20 protein-coding genes, 1 pseudogene and 1 other annotated feature are annotated in these 20,851 nt (G+C 40.7%); all 21 genes and pseudogenes read right to left on the reverse strand.

Annotated features, from left to right (window positions below; translation table 11 throughout):
- Positions 1–76 precede the first annotated feature (76 nt).
- The gene (mnmA, locus tag HUK45_RS06125; RefSeq protein WP_102169041.1) at positions 77–1,210 is read right to left on the reverse strand and encodes a tRNA 2-thiouridine(34) synthase MnmA; all 1,134 of its coding nucleotides are present in this window, start codon (positions 1,208–1,210) and stop codon (positions 77–79) included.
- A 107-nt stretch (positions 1,211–1,317) separates the two neighbouring features.
- Positions 1,318–1,665: a DUF1831 domain-containing protein gene (locus HUK45_RS06130; RefSeq protein WP_191911575.1), complete on the reverse strand. Its 348-nt coding sequence runs from the start codon at positions 1,663–1,665 to the stop codon at positions 1,318–1,320.
- Complete coding sequence (locus HUK45_RS06135; protein WP_191911576.1) at positions 1,665–2,831, reverse strand: cysteine desulfurase family protein; 1,167 nt, start codon at positions 2,829–2,831, stop codon at positions 1,665–1,667. Before HUK45_RS06135 ends, HUK45_RS06130 begins: the two co-directional genes overlap by 1 nt.
- 15 nt (positions 2,832–2,846) lie before the next feature.
- Positions 2,847–3,542, reverse strand: coding sequence for a 5'-methylthioadenosine/adenosylhomocysteine nucleosidase (locus HUK45_RS06140; protein WP_191911577.1), 696 nt, complete (start codon positions 3,540–3,542; stop codon positions 2,847–2,849).
- An 11-nt stretch (positions 3,543–3,553) separates the two neighbouring features.
- Positions 3,554–3,799 carry a hypothetical protein gene (locus tag HUK45_RS06145; protein WP_191911578.1) on the reverse strand — a complete coding sequence of 82 codons (246 nt, stop codon included), beginning with the start codon at positions 3,797–3,799 and terminating at the stop codon, positions 3,554–3,556.
- Positions 3,792–4,343, reverse strand: a complete 552-nt coding sequence (locus tag HUK45_RS06150) for an NUDIX hydrolase (RefSeq protein WP_191911579.1) — start codon at positions 4,341–4,343, stop codon at positions 3,792–3,794. Before HUK45_RS06150 ends, HUK45_RS06145 begins: the two co-directional genes overlap by 8 nt.
- A gap of 1 nt (position 4,344) precedes the next feature.
- Positions 4,345–4,560, reverse strand: a complete 216-nt coding sequence (locus HUK45_RS06155; RefSeq protein ID WP_191911580.1) for a cold-shock protein — start codon at positions 4,558–4,560, stop codon at positions 4,345–4,347.
- Positions 4,561–4,649: 89 nt separating this feature from the next.
- Positions 4,650–7,445, reverse strand: coding sequence for an isoleucine--tRNA ligase (gene ileS, locus HUK45_RS06160; RefSeq protein ID WP_191911581.1), 2,796 nt, complete (start codon positions 7,443–7,445; stop codon positions 4,650–4,652).
- A gap of 54 nt (positions 7,446–7,499) precedes the next feature.
- Positions 7,500–7,718, reverse strand: a binding site (T-box leader).
- A 382-nt stretch (positions 7,719–8,100) separates the two neighbouring features.
- Positions 8,101–8,689 (reverse strand): annotated as a pseudogene (locus tag HUK45_RS09575) (DivIVA domain-containing protein); the annotation flags it as partial.
- A gap of 27 nt (positions 8,690–8,716) precedes the next feature.
- A complete protein-coding gene (locus tag HUK45_RS06170; RefSeq protein WP_191911583.1) occupies positions 8,717–9,502 on the reverse strand; it encodes a YlmH family RNA-binding protein in 786 nt (261 codons plus the stop codon).
- 6 nt (positions 9,503–9,508) lie between these two features.
- On the reverse strand, positions 9,509–9,769 hold the full coding sequence (locus HUK45_RS06175; RefSeq protein WP_178695423.1) for a YggT family protein: 261 nt from the start codon (positions 9,767–9,769) through the stop codon (positions 9,509–9,511).
- A 23-nt stretch (positions 9,770–9,792) separates the two neighbouring features.
- On the reverse strand, positions 9,793–10,197 hold the full coding sequence (locus HUK45_RS06180; RefSeq protein WP_191911584.1) for a cell division protein SepF: 405 nt from the start codon (positions 10,195–10,197) through the stop codon (positions 9,793–9,795).
- A gap of 81 nt (positions 10,198–10,278) precedes the next feature.
- The gene (gene ftsZ, locus HUK45_RS06185) at positions 10,279–11,517 is read right to left on the reverse strand and encodes a cell division protein FtsZ (protein WP_191911585.1); all 1,239 of its coding nucleotides are present in this window, start codon (positions 11,515–11,517) and stop codon (positions 10,279–10,281) included.
- A 21-nt stretch (positions 11,518–11,538) separates the two neighbouring features.
- Positions 11,539–12,888 carry a cell division protein FtsA gene (gene ftsA / locus HUK45_RS06190; RefSeq protein ID WP_191911586.1) on the reverse strand — a complete coding sequence of 450 codons (1,350 nt, stop codon included), beginning with the start codon at positions 12,886–12,888 and terminating at the stop codon, positions 11,539–11,541.
- A 119-nt stretch (positions 12,889–13,007) separates the two neighbouring features.
- A complete protein-coding gene (locus tag HUK45_RS06195) occupies positions 13,008–13,838 on the reverse strand; it encodes a cell division protein FtsQ/DivIB (RefSeq protein WP_206683789.1) in 831 nt (276 codons plus the stop codon).
- A gap of 11 nt (positions 13,839–13,849) precedes the next feature.
- Positions 13,850–14,950: an undecaprenyldiphospho-muramoylpentapeptide beta-N-acetylglucosaminyltransferase gene (gene murG, locus HUK45_RS06200; RefSeq protein ID WP_191911588.1), complete on the reverse strand. Its 1,101-nt coding sequence runs from the start codon at positions 14,948–14,950 to the stop codon at positions 13,850–13,852.
- A complete protein-coding gene (murD, locus tag HUK45_RS06205; protein WP_191911589.1) occupies positions 14,950–16,326 on the reverse strand; it encodes a UDP-N-acetylmuramoyl-L-alanine--D-glutamate ligase in 1,377 nt (458 codons plus the stop codon). The genes murG and murD overlap by 1 nt, the downstream gene beginning before the upstream one ends.
- 29 nt (positions 16,327–16,355) lie before the next feature.
- Positions 16,356–17,330 (reverse strand): phospho-N-acetylmuramoyl-pentapeptide-transferase, encoded by a 975-nt coding sequence (gene mraY / locus HUK45_RS06210; protein ID WP_191911590.1) that lies wholly within the window; start codon positions 17,328–17,330, stop codon positions 16,356–16,358.
- A gap of 14 nt (positions 17,331–17,344) precedes the next feature.
- Positions 17,345–19,498: a penicillin-binding protein gene (locus tag HUK45_RS06215; protein ID WP_191911591.1), complete on the reverse strand. Its 2,154-nt coding sequence runs from the start codon at positions 19,496–19,498 to the stop codon at positions 17,345–17,347.
- On the reverse strand, positions 19,498–19,869 hold the full coding sequence (ftsL2, locus tag HUK45_RS06220) for a cell division protein FtsL (protein ID WP_191911592.1): 372 nt from the start codon (positions 19,867–19,869) through the stop codon (positions 19,498–19,500). Before ftsL2 ends, HUK45_RS06215 begins: the two co-directional genes overlap by 1 nt.
- Positions 19,870–19,894: 25 nt before the next feature.
- Positions 19,895–20,845 (reverse strand): 16S rRNA (cytosine(1402)-N(4))-methyltransferase RsmH, encoded by a 951-nt coding sequence (gene rsmH, locus HUK45_RS06225; RefSeq protein WP_191911593.1) that lies wholly within the window; start codon positions 20,843–20,845, stop codon positions 19,895–19,897.
- Between the last annotated feature and the right edge of the window lie 6 nt (positions 20,846–20,851).

The following is a 20,851-nucleotide window of genomic DNA, read 5'->3' on the forward strand; positions in this document are numbered from 1 at the left end:
TCTAAATATGTATAGGGAAGCATACCACCTATATACTAATAACGGCATCTTCCCTACTTTGCATTATTTTTATGTTTTAAACGTATTGGCAAAGGTGATCATGGTTATATGCCCGGTCAATAATCGCACTTCCTAGGCATTCTTCACCATCATAGAAGACGACTGCCTGCCCCGGTGTAATTGCTCGTGCCGGATCATCAAAGGTTACGGTAACCATTTGCTCGTCTTCAGAGATATGAACCGTTACACCGACATCCTTTTGCCGGTAACGGAATTTAGCAGTACAGTGAAAATCATGACCATACCGACTTACCACATCATCAACCCAGTGAATATCACTAGCTTCTAGGTGAGTTGCGTAAAGATGCTCATTTTCATATCCTTGACCAACATAAAGGACATTTTTCTTAATGTCTTTACCAATGACAAACCAAGGAGCATTACTCTTCTTATTACCGCCAAGGCCAAGGCCCCGACGCTGACCAATCGTATAGTACATTAGTCCCATATGTTGGCCGACTACCTTGCCATCAACTGTTTCCATATTTCCTGGTTGCGCTGGGATGTATTGACTCAAAAATTCACGGAAGTGGCCGTCTTCACCAATAAAGCAGATCCCAACAGAATCCTTCTTCTTGGCTGTAGCAAGCCCAGCTTCTTCAGCAATTTGGCGAATCTCTGGCTTGGTATAGTTTGCTAACGGGAACAGGACCTTATCTAATTGCTGGTAATCCAACTGGCTTAAAAAGTAAGTTTGGTCCTTATTCTGGTCTTTTGCCCGCATCAAATGCATCCGTCCATCAGCATCACGCTTTAAATCAGCATAGTGCCCCGTAGCAACGTAATCTGCACCAAGCTGGTTAGCATAATCAATAAATGCCTTAAACTTAATTTCTTTATTACAGATAACATCCGGGTTAGGTGTCCGTCCCTTCTTATATTCAGCAATAAAGTACTTGAAGACGCGATCCCAATACTCCTTTTCAAAGTTAACTGAGTAATAAGGAATACCAATTTTAGTTGCTACCTTAGCAACATCTTTGTAGTCTTCTGTTGCGGTACAAACCCCATTTTCGTCGGTATCATCCCAATTCTTCATAAAGACACCAACAACGTCATATCCCTGACGCTTTAATAGGAGGGCGGTAACTGATGAATCAACCCCGCCGCTCATTCCAACAACCACCCGTGTATGGCTCTTGTCAGACATTATTTAATCACCATCATTTCAAATAGATTCTGGAACAATCTACGATAGAAGGTCGCATGTTACCAGTGTGAACTATTGTATCAAAAGTTGCCAACTACTGCATTAATTTACCCTTTTGTTACTAAAAAAACATTCCGCTTAAGCATTTCTTTTAAAATAAAATGATACTGCTCAACAAACTCCTTAGCACGAGGGTGAGTAAAGATATTAATCTTCCGCATTCCATTTCCGGTAACTGTTTCCATTTTAAACCCAGTCAGATCAGCAGAAATCAGGATCCGGAGCTTAGCAACTGGCTTAAATGGATTGTCAGTATCAACACTTCCAACATACTCAAAATTTCCTCGTTTAGTTTCTTCAAACCCTAAATCAATCAGAGTGTAACGTTTAACTTCTGGACTAAGTGAATATTTATCTGAATCTCCTTGAAGTTGAACTGTTTTTGCAAACTGCATTAGCCTTCAACTCCTTTAATCTTTTTTAGCTTATTAACAATTTCAATAATTGCATCAACCAGGCCATTAACCTCTTCTTCCGTATTTAACGCCCCAAAACTAATCCGAATTGATTCACTAATTCGTGGACTATCCTCACCAAACATCGCAGTTAGTACATGGGAAGGCTCAATACTTCCGGCAGTACATGCAGAACCACCCGAAACGGCATAACCAGCAAGATCGAGGTCGGTTTGCATTACATAGGTTGAAATCCCCTTAAACCATAAATTAAGAACATGGTTAAGGGGATTGGGGTCGAGCTGTCCATTGACCTCAAAATCAACTCCAGCATCCGTTAAACGTTTAACGATTAACTGCTTAAAGTGATAGTAACGTTCTTGACGGTTTTGCTTTTCTTCAGGCGTATCAATGGAAACTGCCTTAGCAAATGCCGCAATAGCTGGAACATTCTCGGTCCCGGCACGGCGCTTTGTCTCCTGATCACCACCGCGAACAAAACTAGGAAAACTAATCCCGTCGCGACGGTATAGAAAGCCAACCATCTTTGGACCATTCAGTTTATGGGCCGAGGTTGACATGAGGTCAATGTGATCAGCCTCAACATCAATTGGTAAAAGGCCATAAGCTTGAACTGCATCCGTATGGAACCATGCTTGGTGATCTTTTAAAATTTCACCAATTTCATGAATTGGCATTCGACTACCGACTTCATTATTTCCCATCATGATTGACACAAGAATCGTATCGTCCCGTAAGGCTGCCTTAAAATCCGCTAATGAAATGTTGCCATTCTCATCAACTGGCAGGTAGGTAACATCAAACCCCAATGATTCTAAATAATGTAATGGCTTCAAAATTGCTTCATGTTCAATTGCGGTGGTAATGATATGCTTACTAAGATTCTGTCGCGTTAATGCCGTCTGAATTATTGCGGTATTATCGCTTTCGGTTCCCCCACTAGTAAAGACAATTTCTTCATCCTTAGCGTTAATACTTTGAGCAATTACATGACGACTATTTTCAAGGACTAATTTGGAGTGACGACCGTAAGAATATCCCGTTGAAGCATTTCCCCAGGTATTTTCCGTTTGCTTTATCAGCTCATCAATCACCGGCTTTGTCATTGGTGTTGTTGCTGCATTATCGAAATATACTTCACTCACTCTTCATGTGCCTCCCTATTTATTCAAATCCGCAAAGAGTTGTAATAGCATCTTAGCGGAACGCTTACCAGCATCGATAATAAATTGGTCAAAACTAACTCCGGCATCTTCGTCCCCAGTATCAGACATTGCCCGAACGACAACGTACGGGACATTATGATCGGTCGCAACCTGACCCACAGCTGCCCCTTCCATTTCACTTGATAGTGCATCAGGGAAGTAATGAAGGATCTCTTGGATCGCATCCTTACTAGCAATAAATTGATCCCCAGAAACGATTAGCCCGCGTTTAACGTTTAAGCCGGTCTGTTCACCAGCCTTTTCAATAGCTTGTCCCCACTTTGCAGATGCCTTAAAGCGGGGTTCTTTCCCTGGTAATTGACCATAAGCATAGTCAAACGCCCGGGCATCAACGTCATGATAGGCTGTCTCACTTGAAATGACAACATCGCCAACATGGAGTCCATGGCCAATTCCACCTGCAGATCCAGAATTAATCACTACATCAACCTCAAAATCTGTAATTAAGTGTTCTGTTGTGATTCCAGCTTCAACCTTACCAATGCCGGATTCAACTAAAATAACATTCTGGTTATCAATTTGTCCAGAATAGTATTTTTTACCGCCGATTTCCTTTACCTGTTCATTCTCTAGTGCCGCTGTCAATTCCTTAATTTCTTCTGGCATTGCGCAAATAATTCCAAACTTCATTCTCTTCATCCTTACTTTACAAAAAATAAAATTAAATAAACGATTATAATAGCGACTACTAAGCTAATAATGGCAATATTTAACCGTTTTCGTAGCCGTTGCATCTTCTGCTCACTGGTTAGCTGTTCCTGCTCAATTTTCTGATCAGTACGAGAAAGCTGTTGCTCCTCTTTACTATCATTAGAAATGGTCGTCTGTTGCTGACGATACTGTTGGCGCGTCAGTCGTTCATTATTGTTTTGCGGATCCTTATCCATGATTATTCATCCCTCGCCAATAATAAATTGCCATAATCGTCTTGGCGTCTTCGATTTGTCCTTCATCAATCATCTTTAATGCCTCATCAAGGGTAACCTTCTCTAATACCAACTGCTCATCACGATCTTGAGGCAGTTCATTTTCAACCGGGGTTAAATCTGTCGCTAAGTACAGTGTCATAAATTCATCCATCACCCCGATCGATGTATAGAATGATGAAATTTTCTTGATTGTTCCTGCCTTTAGACGGGTTTCCTCATTCAATTCGCGCTTAGCAGCATGGAGGGCATCACGACTATCACGTGAATCAACCTTTCCTGCAGGGATTTCCAGGGTCGTATTATGAATTGGCGAGCGCCATTGCTTTTCCAAAATCATTTTATGATCTGCAGTTAAGGCCAGGATTGCCACTGCTGGAGCATGATGAACAATTTCACGTTGTGCTTTTAAACCTTTTGGAGTTTCAACCTCTTCAACAGCAACCTTAATTAATTTACCGTCGAAAACATCCTTCTCACTTAATGTTTTTTCTTCAAAGTTCATTTTAATAGCCTCGCTTACTGAGTCGTTGAACATGTGCCGCTTGTGGTACGCGCTTTCCTTGAACGATAACTAACGCAACCCGTTCTCCAGGAGTTAAAATTCTTAAGCCGTGACCTTCAATTCCCGTATAATGAACGAAAACTTCGCCTTCATGGGGAACAGTGATGAATCCCCAGCCCTTTTCACGATCAAAGCTTTTGACTGTGCCTTGTAACATTAATTTCACCTACAATAAAAAATACCAAGCAACATAAACGTCACTTGGTATTTTACAACGCTAACTAGGTGTTTGTCATTGATGGGCAACTATTTTTCTAAGCCTTCATCAACTGTTTCTGGGAAACTTTCCCGAACTACCTTAGCACAACGAGCACAGAGAGTTGGGTAAGCTGGATCTGATCCAACATCTTCCTTAACCATCCGGCACCGTTGACAGGTTTCTCCTGGGGCAACACTGACCTTGACCGCAACGCCATCATTGTATTGATCAGCATCAGCAGCTGCTTCATCAAGAGAATGAAGGTTAAGCTTTGAAACTCCCAATAATAATTGGACATCCGCATCAAGGCTCTCTAATAGTTCCTTATTGTGTTCATTTACGTAAAGGTCAACTTGCGCTTCTAATGACTTACCAATCATCTTAGCGTTCCGCGCCTCTTCAAGACTCTTCAAGACGTGTGAACGAACTCCCATAAATTCAGACCACTTATCTAAAAGTCCTTCTTCACCATCAAAGTGGCGTACTTCTGGAATTTCAGTCAATTGTACGAATTCTTCCGGTTCGTTCATGTAACTCCAAACTTCTTCAGTTGTGTGAGGCAAGATTGGCGTAAGCAACTTAACCATTGTTAACAAGATGTCATAGAAGACGGTTTGCATTGAACGCCGAGTTTGTGAATTTTCAGGTTCAATGTAGAGAACATCCTTGGCCACATTCATGTAGAAGGCAGACAAATCATTGTTAACAAAGTTAATTAATAACCGATAAGCATCAAGGAAGTCGTAGTTATCAAAATCAGCACGCATCTTTTCAAGAAAATGATTAAGCTTAACGAGCATGTACTGATCTACGGAATTCAAATACTCGTAGGAAACAGTATTTTCGTTTGCATCGAAATCACTAGTATTAGCAAGTAAGAACCGGAAAGTATTCCGTAACTTACGATATGCTTCTGAGATCTGTTGGAAGGTTCCCATTGAAACCCGCACATCAGCAGAGGTATCAGCACTCATTACCCAAAGACGAATAATTTCGGCCCCCATTTGTTGGACAACCTTATTCGGATCAATAACGTTTCCTTGGGACTTGCTCATCTTGTTACCACGCTTATCAAGGGTAAATCCTTGGGAAACAATCTCCTTATATGGAGCATGACCAGAACAAACAACACTAGTAATCAAGCTGGAATTGAACCATCCACGGTACTGATCAGATCCTTCAAGGTAAAGGTCAGCTGGATAAGTCAAGTAATCCCGCTCAGCTAGAACCCCCTGATGGGAAGAACCGGAGTCAAACCAAACGTCCATAATATCGGTTTCCTTAGTAAACTTACCATGAGGTGAATGTTCGTTAGTGTATCCTTCTGGGAGAAGATCCTTTGCGTCACGTTCAAACCAAACATTAGAACCATATTTTCTAAAGAGATCTGCAACATGATTGATCGTTTCTTCTTCCATAATTGGTGTACCATCTTCAGCGTAGAAGATTGGCAGTGGCACACCCCAAACACGTTGCCGTGAAATTACCCAGTCGCCACGATCCTTAATCATATTGCGAAGACGAACTTTCCCCCATTCTGGGTGGTACTTAACATCTTCTAAGGCATCTAAGATATTTTGACGCATCTTTTCAATGGATACGAACCACTGATCCGTTGCCCGGAAAATGATTGGCTTCTTTGTCCGCCAGTCGAATGGATAACTGTGCTTTAATGGTTCTTCAAGAAGAAGAGCATTATTATCTTCAAGTTTTTGCAGTGAAATATCATCAGCCTTTTGGTAGAAGACCCCATCAAAGTCGTCACCGTTTTCCTTTGTCAAGACTCCCTGATCATTAATTGGGGCGAAAATTGGCAAGTCATATTTTTTACCAAAGTTGTAGTCATCATCACCATATCCTGGAGCGGTGTGAACAAGTCCAGTACCAGCATCAGCAGTAATGTAATCAGCAACACCAACCAAGAGTTCACGATCAAGGTATGGGTGCTGAGTGGTTAATCCTTCCAGATCCTTACCAGCGACATGCTTAACTACTTGATAATCTTCCCAACCAAGTTTCTCTGCTAAGCCTTCCAAAAGTTCTGTTGCGACAACAAATTGCCGTTCATCATTGGCGGGCTTAACGACTGAGTAGTCAAACTTAGCATTTACTGCTACCGCTTCAGATGCTGGAACAGTCCATGGAGTAGTAGTCCAGACAACTAGGTAGGTATTACTATCAAGGACATCCTTACCATCTTTGACTTGTTCAACAAAGAAGGCTGTTTTAGCAGTAACATCGTGGTATTCAACTTCAGCTTCTGCTAATGCTGATTCGGATGACCATGACCAGTAAACTGGCTTCTTGGCTTGGTATAAGAGCCCCTTCTTAGCAAATTCACCAAAAACATGAATCTGTGCAGCTTCAAATTCCTTATTCAAGGTTAGGTATGGATGATCCCAATCACCGCTTACCCCTAACCGTTTGAAATCCTTTCGTTGCTTATCAACTTGTTCCAAAGCATACTTCCGACAAAGGTCACGGAATTCTGTTAGGCTCATCTTCTTCCGGTCATAACCAGCCTTCGTCAATTGGTGTTCAATCGGCAATCCGTGAGTATCCCAACCAGGAACGTATGGCGACCGGAAACCGCTCATTGACTTGTAACGAACGATAAAGTCCTTGGAAATCTTATTCATGGCGTGACCAATGTGAATGTTACCATTGGCGTATGGAGGGCCATCGTGAAGAACAAACGTTGGCTTCCCCTCATTTAATTTTTGGCGTAATTCATATACTTTATTTTCTTCCCAAACACTTTCACGTTGCGCTTCAGTGACTGGTAATTTCCCCCGCATTGGGAACTTAGTCTTTCCCAAGTTTAATGTGTCTTTAACTCGCATATGCAATTCTCCTTTCTCAATTAACAATTAATAACTAAAAAAGCTTCATCCCATCACTGGGACGAAGCTTTCCGTGGTACCACCCGTTTTCAGAATATTTAGTTAGTCAAATATTCCCTCAACCATTGTTTAACGGTAATGAACCGACCTGACTTAAATATTCAACCAGGTACTCGGGACCGATCAAGTAAAACAATACTACATATTAGCCTCACACCATTCGCTAACTCGCTGAATCATTCTTGTTCTACTAATGTCCTTCAACGTTTTCGTTACTAATTATTACAATTTAATTTAAACAACTAGTTATTATCCGGGAAAACAACAACAGTGTCACCCTCATCTTCACTATTGCTTGATTCGGTAGATGGGGACGCTACAGAATCATTGGTTGTCGTTGATTGTGCCTCACTCTCATCACTTTGCGCTACTGCTGAAGTATCGGCAAATGCTGAAGCAAAGTCAGTAGGTGAGTTAAAGGAAATTGTTTCTGCAGAACTAGCAGGAGCGCTTTCACTTTCTTCTGATTTAACAACAACCTCTGAATCTGGCGTAACGGCCGAATCCGATACAACGTTACTTTCAATTGCAACACTGCCAGAAGTCGTCTCATCCGCAACAGTAGCAGTTGTACTTTCAGATTCAAAATCACTAGTTGTAATTGAGGTTGATTCTACACTTTCACCCGAATTATTGTCAAGACGAGTTCCTAAAATATTTTGAATTTCTCCATATTTATCAATATCATCGTTTGCTAATAACTTATCCCACTCATCGCTCTTAACTACTTCCAATTGGGATTCAAGCATTACTTGCAACCGTTGACGGAAGATCCGCGTTTGTTTCTTTAAGTCACTAGTTTCTGAAGTTAACTTCCGAGTCCCTTCTGCAGTATTTTCAACAATTTGATTAGCCTTTTCGTTAGCTGTTGAAACAATGTCAGTTGCTTGTTTTTGGGCTTCACGCACCATAATATCAGCTTCCCGCTTGGCATTGTTCTTAACTTTATCAGCGGCTTCTTGAGCAACCAGAATTGACTTATTCAGTGAATCCTTTAACTCACTAAAGTATTTCAGCTTACTTTCATCGGCCTTTACCTTTTCTTGTAGCGCCCGATTCTGATCGGTTAATTCCTGAACTGTTTGTCCGACTTCTTTAATAAAGTCATTCACTTCAGTCGGATTATAGCCACGCATCTTAGTATTAAATTGGATTTGATTAATTTCATCTACAGTTAAACTCATCGGTTTTTCCTCCATGTGATCTTAAAATTAAGCGCGAATGATTGATAAAGTAATCCGCTGCTTATTCTTTCTAGTAATGCTCCCAACCTGATCCATTCTTAAACGGCCAGCATGTCTAACAGACAACATATCATGTTCCCGAACTAAATAATCCGGACGTTGCATTTCTTCCCAGTTAATTTGAACAAGGCCATGTTCTAATAACTGCTTTGCCCGATTACGAGAATAGTTAAAGCCAGCTGCAATTATCGCATCAATTCTTAGTGACGAAACAGTCGTTGATAGCTGTTCCCAATCATCTTCAGGAAGAATTAACTCCTCAAGTGGAATCGGCTTCCATTTCACCTTAATCTTACCAACGTGATCAATTCGATCATGAATAAACCGAGCCATCTGATTAGTAACCATCACTTGCCACCGTTTTCCATCAGTAACAATATCGCCAAATGATGCTCGTTCTAACCCTTCACCTAATAATGTTCCCATTATTTGACGATGATGGAGCTCAGCAAATTTTTGTGGATAGTCAACTTCTAAGCCCGTAACAGCAAAGTCAGCTACCTGTGGCTGATAATATGACGGAAAAAAGAGTAACCGCTGCATTTCAGCATTTTGCCAACCACCAAACGATCTCAGTTTAACGTTATCATCACTATTAACAAGCGTTTGTGCGATATATTGCTGACGAGGATTAAGAAACGGCGTTAACACCGGACGATATTGATCATTAGCCTGGACTATCCAGTCACTAATTTGATCAATAATTGGCCCCTCATCGGCACGGAAATGTTGTTTTATGTTTAATTCATCCATTATTTATTAAATCATCATGGTAATTGCTTTTAGCCCATACTGAACAAGGTAAAGAACAAAGATCGCTACAATCGGTGAAAAACTAATTCCTCCTAATGGCGGAATGAAGTCAAACCACCGCATATACGGTTCTACCAACCGATTGACAATCTCTCCCAAACGACTTCCTCTTGCATTTGGAAACCATGATAACAAGCACCAAATGACAATCACCAGGATATAAATATCAATTAGTTGGTAAATTACCCAGGCTAAAAAATTAATAATTGCCATTACAAGCTCCTTTTTCGCTAAATTTTATCCGGATCATTTTTGAGCGTATCCGATAAATTACCAGAAACTTCAAAGTTCTTCGGTGTACAAAGGAATATCTCTTTCCCGATCCGCTTAATATCACCATTAATTGCAAAAACAGTTCCGTTCAAGAAGTCAACAATCCGACTAGCAACTTTGGCGTCCATTTGAGAAAAGTTAACAATTACTGCTCGATCGTTTAATAACTGATCAGCAATTTGTTTAACATCCGCGTACAGTCGTGGCTCATACAAAGCAATTTTACTTGAACGCTGGCGAACACTATTCATTGAAACAACCTTATTATCCCCTTGAGGAACAGGAGTCTGTTCATCATAGTATTCTTCTTGGTTATCAGAGTCACCATCACTAAAAAGACTCTTGAAAAGATTATTAGCCATCTCAATTCCTCCTAACCTTTCTAAAATCACGAAATGGGAGATGCCCTAAAATAGTGCCTCTCCCCATCTTTTACCTGTTCATTATTGACGACGATTCTTAAAGAATGGTGGTGTTGACAAGTTATCATCGTCATCGTCAGTTGCGGCAGAATCATCATTAAAGACATTAAATTCTGGCTTCTTTACGTGTGAAAATTCATTATCTGTTTGTTCATTTGAATCATTGATTCCCGCAGTTGGATCATTCCAGCCATCAAAAGGATCATCTGACGCACTTTCCTGACTAGGCTTGTTATCATCACTCTTAGGTTCTTCACTTACTGGAGCGACGTGTTGAGCTGAGTGAGCCTTCTTACTCTTCTTTGCATCAATTCCTGTAGCGATTACGGTTACCCGTACTTCATCGCCAAGGGATTCATTCAGTGACATCCCGAATGAAATATCAACATTTGTGCCAGCAGCCTGCTTAATTACATCAGATGCTTCTTGAGCTTCAAACATTGAAAGATCCTTACCCCCAGTGATATCCATTAGGACATGTTGCGCACCAGAAATTGACACTTCAAGAAGTGGTGAGGAAATCGCCTTCTTAGTAGCTTCAGTAGCACGGTTTTCTCCCGTTGCGCTACCAACACCCATTAAGGCAGAACCTTGATTAGACATTAATGTCTTAATATCAGCAAAGTCTAAGTTGATGTATCCAGGAGTAACAATTAAGTCAGAAATCCCTTGAACACCCTGACGAAGGACATTATCTGCTTCCTTGAATGCTTCCATCATTGGCGTCTTCTTATCAATCATTTCAAGCAAGCGGTTATTAGCAACAATAATCAAGGTATCTACATTAGCCTTTAATTTTGCTAATCCCTCGGTGGCAAACTTATCCCGTCGCGGTCCTTCAAAAGAGAATGGTCGGGTAACAACACCAACGGTTAATGCACCGCTATCTTTGGCAATTTTAGCAACTACTGGAGCAGCACCAGTTCCGGTACCACCACCCATTCCGGCAGTGATAAACACCATATCTGAACCTTCAAGTGCCTTTTGAATTTGTTCTTCACTTTCCTCAGCAGCTTTATCCCCTACTTCAGGATTAGAACCAGCACCAAGTCCCTTAGTCAACTTTGGTCCTAATTGGATCTTGGTCTGTGCTTGTGAAGCGTTTAGTGCTTGCAGATCAGTATTAGCAACGATAAAGTCAACACCCTGAACCTTTTCAGTAATCATTCGGTTGACAGCGTTACCACCACCGCCACCGACACCAATAACCTTAATCTTAGCTCCAGCAAATTGATTTTCCATTGAATTCTCGTTATCCATTCGACACCCTCCGTTAGTTTATTAATCAAATAAGTTGTTAAAGAGGCTCTTGAACTTGTTACTAAACGAGCCATCTTTCTTTTTCGTATTTTGTTCTCGATCAGCCCGCTTTTGAATTGGTCTGCTATTACTATTAACAGCACTCTCACTTTGGGGTTGATGATGATCATTACTATTTTCTGCCGTGGTCTTGCCAAAATCAGCTTCTTGAACGACTTGCTTAATTAATTGATCAATTCCAGACAACCGATCTTCATAAAGGCCAAGTGCGTAACTAATAGCAAAGCGTGGGTGACGAATTCCCATCTGTTCAGGGACAAAGACTTTTACGTTACCCGAAAAGTATTGCTTAGCTAGTGATCTAATACCTGGTAGGGCAGCAACACCACCAATTAAAATCACTCCACCTGGTAACTCAGGGGCATTAATTCGTTCCAATTGACGTGCAACCCGGTTAAAGATTTGCCGAATCCGAGCTTCAATAACCTCTGAAAGGTAGCGTTCACTATATTGAACCGGCTTATCTTGACCAACAACGTCAACATCAATCTGCACATCATCATCTGCTTGGGTACTATCCGCAAAGCCATGATCACGCTTTAATTGCTCAGCATTTTTTAGTGAAGTGTTTAAAACAGTTGAAATATCCTTAGTGATATACTGTCCACCTTCTGGATCAACGTAACTGTACTTTAATTGGTGATCATGGATAATACTCGTTGTTGTTTGACCACCACCAAGGTCAATTACGATTGTCCCAAAGTCTTGCTCACCATCATTAAGCAGATTAAATCCTGTTGCAATTGGTGCAACAACAAAATCACGAACGGTGTAACCAGCCTTTTGGATCGCTTTTTTGGCATTATGGATAATCGTTTTTGGTCCAGTATAGAGAGTTCCCTTCATTTCGAGACGAACTCCAACCATTCCGCGGGGATCTTTAATCCCATCAAAGCCATCAACTGTGAACTCTGTCGGCACTAGATCAATTACCGTTCTTTCAGGCGGGATACTTTGTGTTAACGCTTCTCGTGCTAAATTCAAGACATCTTGATCAACAATTTCACGTGATTGACCATTATTGGCAATAGTAATCATCCCGTGAACCCGTTGCATCTGTAAATAATTTGCTGGCAAGCCAACAATAACTTGATTAATGTCTATATTGGACTTCTCCTCAGCCTGAGCAATCGCATTTGAAATTGCACGAGCAGTCTTATCAATATCAACTATTACACCACGACTCATACCTGCCGCTGGCTCAACACCGACACCAATGACCTTAATTTGCCCCTTAACATTTTCACATACTAATGCTTTTATCGAGGTGGTTCCAATATCTAACCCAACATAAACCTCAGAATTATCCATTGAGAGGAACCTCCTAAATTTTTTACACTAAAATAATATTTTAATTTATTAGTCTAGTTTAGATTTTACCATAGTTAATCACTTGTAAAAAAAGATCTTCGCAAGTTTTTTTAATAAATTCATTTATCTTTTGAACCATAGTCATAAGAATATGCTCCAACTCGCAAATCGACAACCCCTTGTCCCTTCATTTTAGTGAGGATTGATGGATAATATTTTAGCTTATCACCAACATTCGTTAAATTGGCTTTAACCGTATTGCCATCCTTCATATACAAAATAATTTGGTGGGGAGACTCCTTAGTCGGTTGGTACTCTATTGAAGAAATCCCGTGATAGATAACCGGCTTTAATTTTCCAAGTTGTTGTCCCAGAATTTTCAACTGCTCACGATCTTTTTCAAATCCTTTAAAGTCAATATTGGTATTTTGTGCTGTTGTTAATTGGAGTTGACCATTCGTTAAAACAGCATATTTCTGCTTACCGATTCGACCTTCACCTAGCAAGTGATTTTCCGTAATTGCTACATGAACACTCTGGGGGCCACGAAGATTAACCCTTAACGACCTAATTTGCGGGTCCCTTATTTTAGCTTCACGCTCTAAATGGCGCTGTGCTAGAAATGCTGTCCAAATCAATCTGCCTCGCCAAATGGTAGTTGCTTTTTCGACCCGTTCATTCGACAATTCATTATTTCCACTTATCGTAATATCAGTAATTTTACTTAAAGGAGAAATAATATAAATCATTATCAGCAAAATGATCCCGAAAATCCATGCCAAGACACTAATTCTTTTTTTACTAGAGTTCCGACGCTGCTTCTTGATTCCAACAACCTTATTGCTTATTGGTTGATGTTCTCTTGCTTGCGCAGAATTATTCTGCTCCTCTAAACGTGCTAGTCGTTGTGAGTAACGACGGTGCTCCGGAATAAAATTGTCTCTCGTCATTTTATTCACCACTAATGTTCATTAATCGCCTTATGGAGTACCTCAATTAACTCATCAGCAGCTTGTGGGTGACCAATCTTCCGGGAAGCATCAGCCATTTTGGCACGAAGATCTTTATTTTCCATAATTTTATCTGCTTGAAGCAATAATGCCCTACTATCTAACTTATCCTCAGTAATCATTACCGCTGCGTTCTTTCGTACTAATGATTGGGCATTTTTCACCTGGTGATTAGCAGTTACATATGGGCTAGGAATCAAGATTGTTGGAACTCCCAATGCAGTTACCTCCGCAATTGTTGTTGCTCCAGCACGAGAAACTAAAGCAGCTACTTTAGGCATCTTAGCGGGCATATCCTTAATATATGGAACCACCTTAACGTTTTTGCCAATTTTTACTCCCTGAAGTTGCTTTTTAACATTATCATAGCGTTTTTGGCCAGTCGCAAAGATTACTTGGTATGGTCGCTTGCTAAGTTCTGGAATTGCATCTACTACTGTTGTATTAATTTTTGGTGCACCCTGACTACCACCAAATACCATCAATGTCGGAACATCGTCCTTCAATCCATATTCTTGCCAGGAAAAGGTACTTGCAGTCTGAGAAGCAACTTGCTGAGCACGCGGGTTACCAGTCATCGTTACTTTTCCTTCGGGGAATTGGCTTCGGGCGGCATCAAAAGCAATTGCGATTTGATCAACATACCGACTTAAAAACTTATTTGTTACTCCCACGACACTATTTTGTTCATGAATAACGGTTGGAATATGTTGCTTAGCTGCAGCATATAGTACCGCACCACTAACGTACCCCCCCGTTCCCAAAACAACATCGGGTTTAAAGTCACGAATAATTTTCTTTGCGTGGTGAACAGAGCGTAAAAACAGATAAACCGTTTTAAAATTTTCAAGCGAAAGTGACCGCTTGAACCCTTGCATGTGCATAGTTTCAAGTTTGATTCCTGCATCAGGAACAATTTTATTTTCAAGACCGCGAGTGGTTCCCACGTAAAGAACCTCAGTATCCGGTTCGACCTGCTTTAAGCGTTCAATTAGGGCTAGTGCTGGATAGATATGTCCACCAGTACCACCTCCAGAAACAAGTAACCGCATTATTTTCCCTCCTCTGTCTTAATTAGGCTATCAACCGCTTCAATAAACTTATCACCACGAACTTCAAAGCTTGGGAACTGATCCCAACTGGCATTAGCAGGTGAAAGAAGAATGACATCTCCTAGATCACTAACCTTCCAGGCGGCTGGAACAGCAGTAACGGCATTTTCACTTTCAATAATGGTTGAAATACCAGCTTGTTCAGCAGCAGCTTTCATCTTATCCTTACACTGACCAAATACAATTATTGCTTTAACGTGCTTTTTGAAATACGGTACCAGTCGTTCAAAGGTGTATCCCCGATCAAGGCCACCAGCAAGCAAGATTACTGGTTGTTCAAATCCTTGAAGGGCGACCTCGGTTGCTTCGATGTCAGTTGACTTAGAATCATTGTAGAACCGTCGTCCTTGGTAATCAGTAACGTACTGAAGACGATGACGAACTCCACTAAAGCTTGTCAGGACATCAACAATATCCTGGTTAGTTACACCGCTCAACTTAGCGGCAGCAATTGCAGCTAAGGCATTCTCAACATTCTGTGGACCGATAAGGCGAATATCCTTGGCATCCATAATGTACTCACCACGCCAATAGATCTTTCCGTCCTCTTCATAGGATCCTTCATGACTCTTGTTTTGCCGTGAAAAAGGAACAATTGTTGCCTGTGACCGACGCGCGATTTGTTGCCACTCATCACGATCCCAGTTCATTATGAGGTAATCAGCACTTGTTTGGTTTCGCGTAATATTTAATTTGGCATTAATATAATTTTCCCGAGTTTTATGGTAATCAAGGTGGTTAGAAAAAATATTAGTAATGATTGCAATATGAGGACGAATTGTTGGTGTCCCTAACAATTGAAAGCTGGAAAGTTCTGTTACCAACGTATCTTCCGGACCTAATTCAGCCGCAACTTTGCTGAAAGAGACACCAATGTTACCAGCATATTCTACCCGGTGAGCATTACTCTTAGCAATCATTAGCTGCGTCAAAGTTGTTGTTGTCGTTTTCCCATTACTTCCCGTAACACTAACAAGATGACCTTCAAAGACTTCCCATCCCAGTTCTGCCTCAGTAATAATCGGGGTCTTTTTTTCAACGAATTTAGCAACTAATGGATTATCATAGGGAATTCCCGGGTTCTTTACAACAACATCAAAATCTTCTTCCGCAAGACTAAGTGGGTTAGAACCAGTAATTACCTTAATCCCTTCATTTTCTAAGTTTTCAACTACTGCCGGATCCTTAGGAGTTGCTTGATCGTTAGCAACCACATTTGCACCCAGTTTGTTTAACAAGTGAGCAGCATTAAGGCCGCTAATTCCGAACCCCATTACAAGAACTTTTTTATTATTATATGTTGTTACTTTTTTCATTTTTCTAGCCACCTGGTTAAAGTTAAATATTAAAGATTAAAGATTAAAATACTTGCCACTGCAATAATTGAAGCAATTAAGCCAACACACCAAAAGACGACGTCGATTTTCCACTCACTCCAGCCACAAAGTTCAAAATGGTGGTGGATTGGAGTCATTTTAAAGATCCGCTTCCCAGTAAGTTTAAATGAGGCAACCTGCATAATTACACTAGCAGTTTCGCAAACATAAACGATCCCAATTACCAACAGTGACCATTCGTGATGAAGTAATAATGAAACAGCAGCTAAAGAAGCACCAATTGCTAACGATCCCATGTCACCCATAAAAATCTTAGCAGGCTTATGGTTGTACGGGAAGAAGCCACAAAGCGTCCCGATCATTGCTAAACAGAAAAGAGCAATTTCGGCATAGCCTGGTTGGTTGATGTTAACCAATGCAATAATTAAGTAGGCAAGGAATGAAATAATGGATAAGCCACTGACTAAGCCATCTAACCCGTCAGTTAAGTTAACTGCATTTGAGAAACCAACAATCCAAAAGATGATGAAGAGCCCGTACCACCAGCCAACTTGACTAGTTCCAAAGCCCATTTGGAATCCTTCATGCTGATAAATTACCGTAAAGACCATTGCAGCAATTACTTGACATAGGGCTTTTTGCCATGCCTTAAATCCTTCATTTTGATGGTGGAAGATCTTAATGCTATCATCCCACATTCCGATCAAGCCATAAACAACAAGAATGAAGAGGAGTGCCCACATGGTATTAGTCAGCATTCCTAAGAAACCACCAACAACTAAAATGGTAATTACGGCAGAAATAATAAATAAGAGTCCTCCCATTGTAGGGGTTCCGGCCTTCTTAGCATGCCACTTTGGCCCTTCTTTTCGAATTTGCTGCCCTTCTTTTTTTGCTCGAAAATAGCGAATTAACGAAGGCATTAATAGAAAAGTAATTAAAAACGAACAAACTAAGGTTACGACAATACTAATAAAATTCATATTTTCCTCCTAGATTAATGCCGAGAAGAATACTCGACAGTCAGTGTTGATGACTTCTTCACACTATCATTAGCTTTGATACTCTGCTTTGTAACGTAACCAGAGCCCTTTTCCTTTAACTTAATCCCCATCATTTGAGTAAGCTTTTGAACATCATCGGAACTCCAATTACTAATGTCAGGCATCTTATATTCTCCCCCGGTGTCTAAAATAATTCGTTGATTAATTAGGGAAGATTGACCGCTAACAATTGATTGATGCTTGACGCTTTGCCCTGACCCAATAACAACCGGGACAAGGTGCTTTTTATTAAGCCGATCACTTGCGGTCTGTGGTGATTGGTTAATCAGATCTGGAACCTTAACAATTCCGGAATTCTTTTGCTTAGTACTCTTTTGCCGACTAAGAATAAACTTCATTGTTGGGTTAAAGACTTCCGCAATCATCTTAGTTGCCGGTTTACTTAAATTATGCGGTTTTCGTAACGTGACATACATTACATAGCGCGGATTATTGGCAGGTGCAATTCCAACGAACGAGTATAGGTAACTACTATCACTATTACCATATCCTCCAGCACCACCAATTTGCGCGGTTGCCGTTTTCCCCGCAATTTTATAACCATCAATTTGATAATCATGACCAAGGCCTTTTTGGTCATAAATAACTCCCTCCATCATCTTAACGACTTTTTTAGAGGTCGAAGCCTTGATTGGTTGGCCAACCTTCTTCGGAGTTACCTTTTGGATTGTTTTTCCCTGATTATCAGTTACCTTATCAATAATGTACGGCTTCATCATCTTACCATTATTAGCAATTGCACTAAAGCCCTGCATCATTTGCATTACATTTACAGTAATCCCTTGGCCAAATGCAGTGTTGGCTTGTTGAAGGATTCCCTTAAAAGCGCTATAACCGCTAACTTCATTATTCATTCCTTCAACATTTACCTTATTAAACATTCCAAAGCGGGTTAAATACTTCTTCCAAGTCTTGGCCCCCATATTTTGTTCGACATGAGCGAAACCAACGTTACTTGATAAGTCAAAAGCATCCTTATACGAAATTACGCCCCACCCAGATGTTTGCCAGTCAGTAACCTTCCCCCCGCCAATCTGCCAGGTTCCAGAATTAAAGGTTGCGTTCGGGTCAAAGTGCCCAGAATCAATTGCTGCACTTAGGGCAAATGTCTTCATCGTTGATCCCGGTTCGTACACATCCTGAACTAGCATATTCCGCCAAACAGGATCTTTTTTTGAACGAAGTGTTGGTCGCTGAGATGCAGCAATGATTTTACCAGTCTTGGCGTCCATAACCACCGCAGTCATTGACTCTGCTTTTGATTCCTTAAATACCCGGGTCATTTTATTTTCCATAATATGCTGAACCTTAGCATCAAGGGTTGTATAAATATTATCCCCATTGACCGCCTTTTTTACTACCCGGTTACTATTAGCTAAGCTATAGCCGTAGACATCCTTTTTATCTTGGCGAAGGCCATTCTTTCCGGTTAACTTTTTATTAAAATAGCTTTCAAGGCCGACCTGACCAACTAATGTCATTTGTCCAGTTTGCTTATTGGTTATTTTAGGTGTGGCCATCCCAATTATCTGCGATGCAAATTCTCCCTCTGGATATGACCGCGCCGGTGTTGCAATAAACCCGATTCCTGGGAGCTTTTCTGCCTTAATCTGCTGCATCTTAGCAACTGATAAGTTAGCACCAGCGCTTCCAAATTCAACCTGATAAGACTGCCCCTTTTTAGAGAGCGTCTTAAGGATTTCTGATTCAGGCATTTTAATGTACTTAGCGAGGATCCTTGCTGTCCGTTTTTTATTTTTCACGTATAACGGTTTGCCATCCGCTGAACGCTGACTCTTATCTAAGACAGCATAAAGGGTGTACTTACTGGTATCTGTTGCTAAAACCGAACCATGCTGATCATATATATTCCCCCGCTTCGCAAGAATGGTTCTTCTCTGGGTATAAATTTGTTCAGCTTGAGAACGCAGATTAACGTGTTGAACATCCTTTGTAATTGCAATATAAGCAAAACGAACGATAAATAACGTAAACATTGCAACCACTATTATGAAGAGCCACTTACCAAAAGTCTCTCTGTTGCCATTATTTCCGTTATTTTTCGTTCGTTGAGTCATCTTATTCATTATTTATTAACGTTCCTTACGTTTGAATTATGATCCACTAATCCATACTTCTTAGCAGCTGATCGCAGTTGAGACTGACTCGTCATTTCAGCAATTGCTTGCCGATGACTAGCATTATCATTTTTTGCTTGATATACCTTTGTTTGTAAGTCTTGTAATTGATGCTGACGAGTATTGATTGTGTTTTTAGTTGATAGAAGTGAAATTGTTAAACATAAGGTTACAATACTACAAACAGCGACTAACCCGCGTTCAAAGTTTGACCAGGTAACCGTCTTAACAGCAGGGCCAAATTGCTGGCGAGCTTGAACACCAGGATCAGTTGTCCTCGGCTGATCACGCGAAATCCTTTTTGCAGTATTTGAAACCATCTCAATCACTTTCCTTTTTACATTCTTACTTCTTTATTCTTTCAATTATCCGTAACTTAGCACTATGAGCACGGTGATTATTAGCTAATTCTTCTTGACTAGGGAGGATTGGCTTCTTATTAATTAATTTAAATTTAGGTTGCATTTCTGGCGGAATTACTGGTAGTCCTGGTGGTAATTCATCAGCTAATGAGACCTGTTCATGGAACATTGTTTTTACTAACCGGTCTTCTAATGATTGAAAAGTTATCACACTAATTCGACCGCCAACATTAAGCAATTCTAGTGCTTGTTCCAATGAATCTTCTAACGCTCCCAATTCGTCGTTAACCGCAATTCTAATTGCCTGAAAAGTCTTTTTTGCTGGATGACCGCCGTGCCGACGCGCAGCTGCCGGAATAGCTTCCTTTATCACTTCAACAAGTTCAAAAGTTGTTTTGATTGGCTCATTCTCTCGACGTCGTTCTATCTTGCGTGCAATTTGTTTAGCAAACCGTTCTTCGCCATAACGGTAAAGAATCTTGACTAGCTTTTCATATGGCCATTCATTAACAACATTCATTGCAGAAAGCGCCTGCTGTTGATTCATCCGCATGTCTAACGGTGCATCCAGTTTATAACTAAAGCCCCGTTGCGCATCGTCAAATTGTGGTGACGATACTCCCAGATCATAGACAACTCCATCAACGCTCTTAATACCATTTTTCAACAGTGCCGTTCTTAAATTACGGAAATTATCCTCAATTAGGATTGAACGACCATCATTAATGAACTTCTTCAAGTGCTGTTGGTTATATTTGATTGCTGTCTGATCCTGATCGAACGAATACAGGTGACCAGTTGTTAACTGGTTAAGGATTGCCGAACTATGGCCCCCGCCACCTAAAGTAGCATCAACATAGGTTCCATCTGGGCGGATATTTAAACCAGCAACAGCTTCATTTAATAATACTGTCACATGTTTGAACTCTGTCATCAAAAA

Source organism: Limosilactobacillus urinaemulieris, from assembly GCF_014838745.1.
Classification (GTDB): Bacteria; Bacillota; Bacilli; order Lactobacillales; family Lactobacillaceae; genus Limosilactobacillus; species Limosilactobacillus urinaemulieris.